Annotated in this window: 5 protein-coding genes and 1 pseudogene; 2 read left to right on the top strand and 4 right to left on the bottom strand. The window is 73.9% G+C overall.

What is annotated here, in order from left to right; genetic code table 11:
- Window positions 1-175, top strand: a pseudogene (locus tag D471_RS42075) (type VII secretion integral membrane protein EccD); the annotation flags it as partial.
- A 48-nt stretch (window positions 176-223) separates the two neighbouring features.
- Here the strand turns inward: D471_RS42075 and D471_RS42555 are convergent.
- Window positions 224-787: a GerW family sporulation protein gene (locus D471_RS42555; RefSeq protein ID WP_338045361.1), complete on the bottom strand. Its 564-nt coding sequence runs from the start codon at window positions 785-787 to the stop codon at window positions 224-226.
- Between the two features lie 190 nt (window positions 788-977).
- Here D471_RS42555 and D471_RS0125705 point away from each other — a divergent pair, with 190 nt between their 5' ends.
- On the top strand, window positions 978-1667 hold the full coding sequence (locus D471_RS0125705; protein ID WP_017601276.1) for a hypothetical protein: 690 nt from the start codon (window positions 978-980) through the stop codon (window positions 1665-1667).
- Between the two features lie 25 nt (window positions 1668-1692).
- Here D471_RS0125705 and D471_RS0125710 read toward each other — a convergent pair whose 3' ends face one another.
- The 3 genes from D471_RS0125710 to D471_RS36210 form a co-directional block, all read right to left on the bottom strand.
- Entirely contained in the window at window positions 1693-3741 is a 2049-nt protein-coding gene (locus D471_RS0125710) for a protein kinase (RefSeq protein ID WP_017601277.1), read from the bottom strand.
- A 35-nt stretch (window positions 3742-3776) separates the two neighbouring features.
- Window positions 3777-5825 (bottom strand): WD40 repeat domain-containing serine/threonine protein kinase, encoded by a 2049-nt coding sequence (locus D471_RS0125715; RefSeq protein ID WP_026128077.1) that lies wholly within the window; start codon window positions 5823-5825, stop codon window positions 3777-3779.
- A gap of 19 nt (window positions 5826-5844) precedes the next feature.
- On the bottom strand, window positions 5845-7065 hold a 1221-nt coding region (locus D471_RS36210; protein ID WP_017601278.1), incomplete at its 5' end, for a WD40 repeat domain-containing protein.

A 7065-nucleotide genomic window follows, 5' to 3' on the forward strand; every position in this document is an offset into this window, starting at 1 on the left:
CGCCTGCATGGTCCTGGGCGTGCTGAGCTGGGTGCGCCTGACCGACGTCCCGCGCGCGTCGCTGCGCCGCGTCCTCAACGGGGTCGAGGTCGTGGTGATCATCGCGATGTGCGCGGCCCTCGCCTGGGGGATGGGCCTGTTCGCCTTCGTCGCGCGGATGTCCGGGGTGGATTGACGGCGGTCCTCCCGCCACGGGTCCGGGCCCGTGGCGCGCCGGGCGGACTCAGGGGCGCTCGGTCGACGCGCCGTCGGCGCCGGCCGGGTCCTGACGGGACGGTTCCTCCCGCCCCGACGGGGTGTTCGACGCCTCCACCACCGCCGTCGCCGCCACTCCTCGCGGGTTGGCGCACCGCCTCCGCCGCCGGGCCTCCCGGAGCGACACACCCACGATGCGGGTGGCCGCCGCCGCCGTGATCACGGCAAGGGGGAGGACGAGCCTGGCCACGGGCTGGCGAATGGGATGGAAGCGGGCCCCCACACCGTCCAGGACGATGAACCCCGCGGGCCGAACCCGCGCGAAACCGCTGCCCCCGGCCCCGTCGGCGCCAGGGATACGGCTCGAACCGCCGCCCATGGTGCTGAGCGCGCTGACCCGCGCGACGGGGACGACGGTGGTCGCGCCCGACACCACCGGTTCGCCGAACACGGTGGCCGCCCTGGCCGCCGTGCCGGTGCCCTCCACCACGCGCACGAGCGCGTCCAGCGCGGGGCTGGAGCGTTGGGCGGGTGACGCGCCACCGGCGTTTCGGGCAGTGCGTCGGGCACGTCGGATCGCGGATCTCAGCATGGTCCTGCTCCCTCGCCGGTTTCCCCACACGCTACCGGGCCGCCCCGGCGAGGGGCCGCTCCTCCCGGCGCGTCCGTGTCTCCGGGGGCGCCCGCCCGTGTGGCCGATTTCGGACATTGAGTGACGGTTCGTGTGTTCAGGGCGATATGGTGTCCGCCGTTCCACGAACGACCCAGGAGGGGAACCCCGCATGCCCGAGCCGATCAACCGTGCCGCGACCCTGGCGGGAGGGGCCGCCCTGGCGTTCCTGCTCAGTGCCTGCGGTGGTGGCGACACCGGGCGGGCCGAACGGGAGCCGGACACCGTCGCCGGGGGCGCGGAGGGCGCCGAGGAGACGGCCGCGGCCGAGGAGGCCGTCGAACTCGTCGACCCCATGGAGCTCGCCCCGGACCACCTGTGCGAGGTGCTGTCCCAGGACACACTGGACGAGTTCGTGGGCCCGGGCCGTGCGGGCAACCAGGAGGGGGAAGGCGGCGTCCCGGACCCGGACAGTCTGGAGAACACCGGACAGCTGACGATGACCTGTATCACCACGGACGTGGACATCGACGCGGGGGCGCCGCGGAGCCACAGCCTCACCTACCGCCTGGAGATCAGTGAGGAGCTTCAGATGGACGACTACGTCCTCCCGATCGAGGAGTCCGAGGCCGACCCCTCGCTCGGCGTCGGCGAACTGGCGGCCATCGAGTTCCAGCGGGAGGGGACCAGCGCCGAACTCACCGTGGTCGACGGGCAGGTGCTCGTGAAGGTGACGTACGACGCTGACGAGGTTGTCGACGACGGGGCGGGCGACTACGTCGGTGTGGCCTACCTCGACGAGGAGGAGATGACCCGGCGTGCCGTCACGGTCGCCGAGGAGATCCTCGCCGCGGTCGGCTGAGCCCGCCCGCGCCCGGGAGGGCCCGTCAGAACAAGGGTTCGCCGGGCTCCAGCGTCTCCGGGTCGACGGTCACCACCCGGCCCCCGGCGGTGATCGCGGCCAGCGCCTCGCCCTCCGGGTGCACGGCGACCCGTCGGAAGTCCACCGCGCCGTCGCGGTCGGCGAGGTCCTCTCCCGTCTCCAGGTCCCACACGTGGCTCATGGAGCCGGTCGCGTCATCGTCTGACGCGTACCCCGGCACCTCCCAACTCGCGTACACCCGAGACCGCTCCGGATCCACCACGACGTCGAGGAGGACGGCGACCCCCGTGTCGGCGAAGCCGGGCAGCGTGAAGGAGCCCAGTTCCGCGCGTCGCGCGTAGTCGAACCACACCAGCCGCTCCCCGTCCCCGTACACCACCTCGTCGCGGCCGGGGACCGCGGCGAAGACCGTCGAGTCCGTTCCCCGAACGGTGTACGCCTCCTCCCCCGTGCCGATGTCCCACACGGAGATCGTCCCGGTTCGGGCGATGGCGAGGCGGTCGGGGCCGACGAACTCCACGCGGTTCGTCCGCCCCGGCACGAGCGATCCCGTCGCCTCCCCGGTGGCCGGGTCGACGAGACCCACGCTGTCCGCGTCCATGTCACCGCCTCCGGCCAGCGCCACCGCGAGCACACTCCCGTCGGGGCCGAACGCCGTGTCCTGGGCGTCGCGTGGCGGGGCGGACCACACGCCTCCGCTCTCCTCCGGTCCGATCTGCGGTCCCAGATGCCGTGCGGTCGTCCCCGACGGCAGGTCGAAGGTGTGCGTGACCGCGACCGGAAGGGTGACCCCCTCGTATTCGACGGGGACCGCCGCGACGACCGTGCAGCCGGTGGGTGAGAACACGGGCTCGGAGTCGGTGTCCACCGCGTCGGCGGGGCGGGCGACCTCCCTCCCCGCGCGCCAGTCCCACACCGTCAGCCCGTACTCCCCGGTGGTCACGGCCAGTGCGTCCCCGCCCGGGCCGAACGCCAGCCCGATCGGCCCCGCCCCGGCCCCGTCGGGTGCCGTCCCGGGTGACGGGTACCCGGTGCCGTCCAGGCAGGACGCGTCGGCGACCGGTCCGGCGTCGGGCTCTCCGGGACCCTCGCCCTCCGCCGCTCCGCCTGGGGACCAGCCGCGGGACCAGGCCGCGGCGGAGCCCGCCACCAGGGCGAGCACCAGACCACCCGCCGCCAGGAGCGCGGCACGACGTCCGTGTCGGGGAGGGGGCTTCGGTACCCCTCCGGCGGCGCGGTCCCCGGCTCGGGGGTCGACGGCCGACCTCTGCCGTGCCGCGACGGCCTCGACCGCGGTCCGCACCCGCCGCGGCCATGGACCCGGGTCGGACTCCCCGCCGAGCATCCGCACCAGGTCGGCCGCACTGGGGCGCAGCGACGGGTGGCGTTTGAGGCAGGCGTCGACCAGTCCGCGCAGTTGCAGGGGGACCCGGGGGAGCCCGGCCGGCCCCTCGACGCCGCTGGCCGCGAAGCACAGCGTCGCCGCCCAGGACAGCACGTCCGCGGCCGGGGCCGTCCCGCCCTCCGGCGCCGCGAAGGCCGGGTGCGGGGCGCGTTCGGAACCGTCTCGTTCCAGCCATTCCAGACCAGGGTCGGCCAGGACCGCCGACCGCGCCGTCAGGAGCACCCCGTCGGGCCACAGCGAGCCGTGGACGCGTCCCGACGCGTGCAGGCCGGTCAGCGCGAGGGCGAGCGCGAGCGCGAGCGGGACCAGCGCGTCCGCGGAGAGGGGACCGTGCTCGTGGACCAGGTGCGCCAGGCTCGGCCCGAACGGGCGGTCCACGGCCACCCAGGGCACCGCACCCTCCAGGTCGGCGTCCCGCACCCCGCACACGTGGGGGCCGGACACCTCGCGCGCGGTCAGCACCCGCTGGGCGAAGGCCGACCGGAAGGCGGGGTCGGTGGTGTGCGTCGACCGCGCCACCTTGACCGCGACGGGTGCTCCCTCGGCGCCCGACCCCAGGTAGACGCGCGTGAAGGTCTCCTCACCCAACCGGGCGTGGAGGCGGTAGGGGCCGACGGACGGCGGATCGTGGGGGTGGAGCGGGAGCATGGGCCCTTCCCTGGAGGCGGCGGTGGCGCGTGACGTCAGTCGATGGTGGTGATCAGGCGCAGTTCGACGGCGTCGACGACCCACATCCCCGAGCCGGTCGGCGGGAACCCGACGAAGATCCCACCGTCGGGATGGAGCGTGATCTCGGCGACGAACCCCTCGTCGGACTCGGCCGTCAGCTCCTCACCCGTGGAGAACTCCCACACCTTCATCACGCCCTCGGACAGGTCCGCGGCCGGTTCCCGGTACGTGGCGTACAGCCGGTCCGCCTGCGGGCTGTACACGAACTGGTCCAGGGGCGCCCCGGGCGGGTCGGCGGGGACGAACCGGGTGGGCTCCCCCCGGCTGCCGAGCACCTGCCTGCGGGGACCGCTCTCGTTGTAGTAGAGCACCTCGTCGTCCTCCGTGAGGACCAGGTCCGGGTCGAACAGGGGGGAGCTGTGGCCGTCCCCGTACGCGACCAGCTCGCGCGTTCCGGTGTCCCACACGAGCACCTCACCACTGAGGGTGTGGGCCCCCAGGTGGGAGCCGTCAGGGGAGTAGGCGACGATCTCAGCCGCGCTGTCGGCCTCCTCGTAGGCGTGGACCACGTCCCCGCTCTCCACGTCGTAGGTGACCACGCTCGTGGGGCCGCCGGCGGCCGTGGTCACCTCCGAGCCGTCCGGGGAGAACTCGGCGGCCGTCACGTTCTGTCCGGGGCCCAGGACGGTGCTCTCCCCGGTCTCCAGGGTGTACACGTGCGTTCCGTCGTCCGAGGTGAAGGCGAGTTCACAGTCGTTCGGGGAGAACACGGGCCTCCCCCGCAGAGGAGGGATCTCCACGTCGATCCACGCGAGCCGGGTGCCGTCCCGCCAGTTCAGGAGGAAGATCCCCTGCGGGCTGCCGATGGCGAGGACTGAGCCGTCGGTGGAGAACGCGGGGTGGAGCCGCCCTTCCATCTCGGGTAGTTCGCCGCTCTCGGCCGGTTCGGTGAACTCGTCGGCCAGGTGCACGGCGGGGTCGCACACCTCGCGCTCGACGGGTTCCGCGCTCGCGGACGGCACGGCCTCGCCGGGTTCGGCGCGCACCAGGTCCGGCCCGCCCAGCGACCACACACCGAAGCCGCCCATGAGCATCAGGGCGACGGCCGCCGCCCCGGCGATGAGCAGCCGCCCCGCCAGAGGGCCCTTCTCGCCCTTGGCCAGGGCGGTCGATCGCACGGCGTCCCGGTGTTCGCCCGCGACCTCGTCGAGTGCCTCCCGTGCGGCCGGGGGCAGCCAGGCGGCCGCGTGCGGCGCGGGTTCGGGCGAGCCGCCCAACTCCCGGAGGACTTCCGCGGCGGTGGGCCGCCGGTCGGGGTCCTTGTCCAGACAGGACGCGACGAGCCCGCGCAGGGACTCGGGCACGCCGGTCAGGACGGGGTCCTGGTTGGCGACGCGGTACATGACGGCCGACGGGTGGCCCTCGCCGAACGGCCCCGTCCCCGTGAGCGCGTACACGAGCATCCCGCCGAGCGCGAACACGTCCGAGGGGGTGCCGCACCGCTGTTCCCGGACGATCTCCGGGGACATGTATCCGGGGGTGCCGACGATCCGGTCCGCGTCGCCGTGGCGGGCGTCCTCCATCGCCCCGGCGATCCCGAAGTCGATCACCTGCGCCCCGTCCGCCGACACCATGACGTTGCCGGGCTTGAGGTCGCGGTGGACCAGGCCCTTGGCGTGGACGCCCTCCAGCGCGCGGGCCACGCCCCGCCCGAGGAACCGCACGCTCTCCTCCGGGAGCGGGCCCGTGGCGTGCACGAGGTCGTGGAGCGAGGGCCCCATGACGTACTCGGTGGCCATCCAGGGAGTCTGCCCCGAGGTGTCGGCAGCCAGGACCCGGGGGACGTTCTCGCCCAGGACGAGCCGGGCCAGCTCCAGCTCCTGGGCGAAGCGCTCGCGGAAGTCGGGGTCGTAGGCGTACTCGGCCCGGACCACCTTGACGGCCGCGGACGTACCGGCCGCGTCGAGCCCCAGGTAGACGCGGCCCATGCCGCCGGCGCCGAGGAGCGCGGCGATCCGGTACGGTCCGACCCGGCTCGGGTCGTCGGGTGCTGGCTGCTGCATGGCGACCTTCCGAGGCGGGTCAGGACAGTTCGGAGACGATGGTGAACCCGGAGTCCAGGATCAGGACGCTGATCTCTCCCGTGTCGGAGACGGCGGTGGCGACGTGCTCCCCGTCCGGGTGGACGCCGATCGGGTCGTAGAGGAGGATCTCCCCCTCCCTCAGGAGCTCGCCGGTCGCGGCGTCCCACACGCTGCTCCGGCTGGAGGGCAGGCCGTAGGCTCCGGCGAGGACGCGTCCGCCGTCGGAGGAGAAGGCCAGGTCGTGGATGAGCTCGTGCTCCTCGCCGACGGGCGCCAGCTCACGGACGGTCGCGCCGGTGGCGGTGTCGACGATCCAGGCGCGGTTGTCCCCGTTCACCACGGCCATGGTGGAGTCGTCGGGGGAGAGCGTGAACGAGTACCGACCGTCTCCGGAGATCCGGTACAGCTCTTGGCCGGTGGCGGTGTCCCAGACGAACACGCCCCGGTAGGCGTCCCACTCGTGGTCGACCACCATGCCGACGAGCAGGGACCCGTCACGGGTGAAGTCGAGGTCGAAGGCGATGCCCTCGACCGGGATGTCCACCTCGGCGGTGTCGCTCTCCACGTCCCAGATCTGGATGAGCCGGTCGCCGTCGTAGGTCCCGTCCTCGGAGGCGAGGACCGCCAGCCGGGAGCCGTCGTCGGTCAGGGCGGGGTAGTCGTAGAAGCCGCGGTCCCCGTTGTTTCGGCCCACAACGGCCACACGGTTGTCACTGGACCCCTCCCATACCTCGACGTAGCCGTCGGCCGCGGAGGCGACGTAGCCGCTGGACGTGATGTCGGCGGAGGTCGGGGTGGGCTCCCACGTGTCGATGGGCACGCCCTCGCGCCAGTCCCAGGCGGACAGCGTGCTTCCGCCGTAGACGTACAGCGTCTCCCCGTCGTCGGAGAAGACGAGGTCGTACATGAAGCCGCTGAGTTCGACCTCGGGAGGGCCGTCGGAGGGCTCGCCGCCCGGGTCGGGGGACGACGAAGGGTCGGCGCCGGGGCCGGCGGTGGCGGCCGGCTCCTGGCCCGGGAACGGGAGACCGGCGAGAGCGAGCACGGTCCCGCCCGCGATGACCAGGGCGGACGCCGCGGCTGTCACGAGGACGGTGCCGCGCCGCCGCCACCAGGGGCGTTGGGTCCCGGCCTCGGAGTCATCGGATCCGGGCGGAGGGGGCGGCGCCGCGTCGTCCGCGGCGCGGCCGGGCCGACCACGCGCTGCGGACCGGCCGGG

Source organism: Nocardiopsis lucentensis DSM 44048 (assembly GCF_000341125.1).
Lineage (GTDB): Bacteria > Actinomycetota > Actinomycetes > Streptosporangiales > Streptosporangiaceae > Nocardiopsis > Nocardiopsis lucentensis.

Excerpts from the sequence above, each read along its gene's own strand:
- D471_RS42555 (WP_338045361.1), bottom strand. The coding sequence starts at position 787 with ATGCTGAGATCCGCGATCCGACGTGCCCGACGCACTGCCCGAAACGCC.
- D471_RS0125705 (WP_017601276.1), top strand. The coding sequence starts at position 978 with ATGCCCGAGCCGATCAACCGTGCCGCGACCCTGGCGGGAGGGGCCGCC.
- D471_RS0125710 (WP_017601277.1), bottom strand. The coding sequence starts at position 3,741 with ATGCTCCCGCTCCACCCCCACGATCCGCCGTCCGTCGGCCCCTACCGC.
- D471_RS0125715 (WP_026128077.1), bottom strand. The coding sequence starts at position 5,825 with ATGCAGCAGCCAGCACCCGACGACCCGAGCCGGGTCGGACCGTACCGG.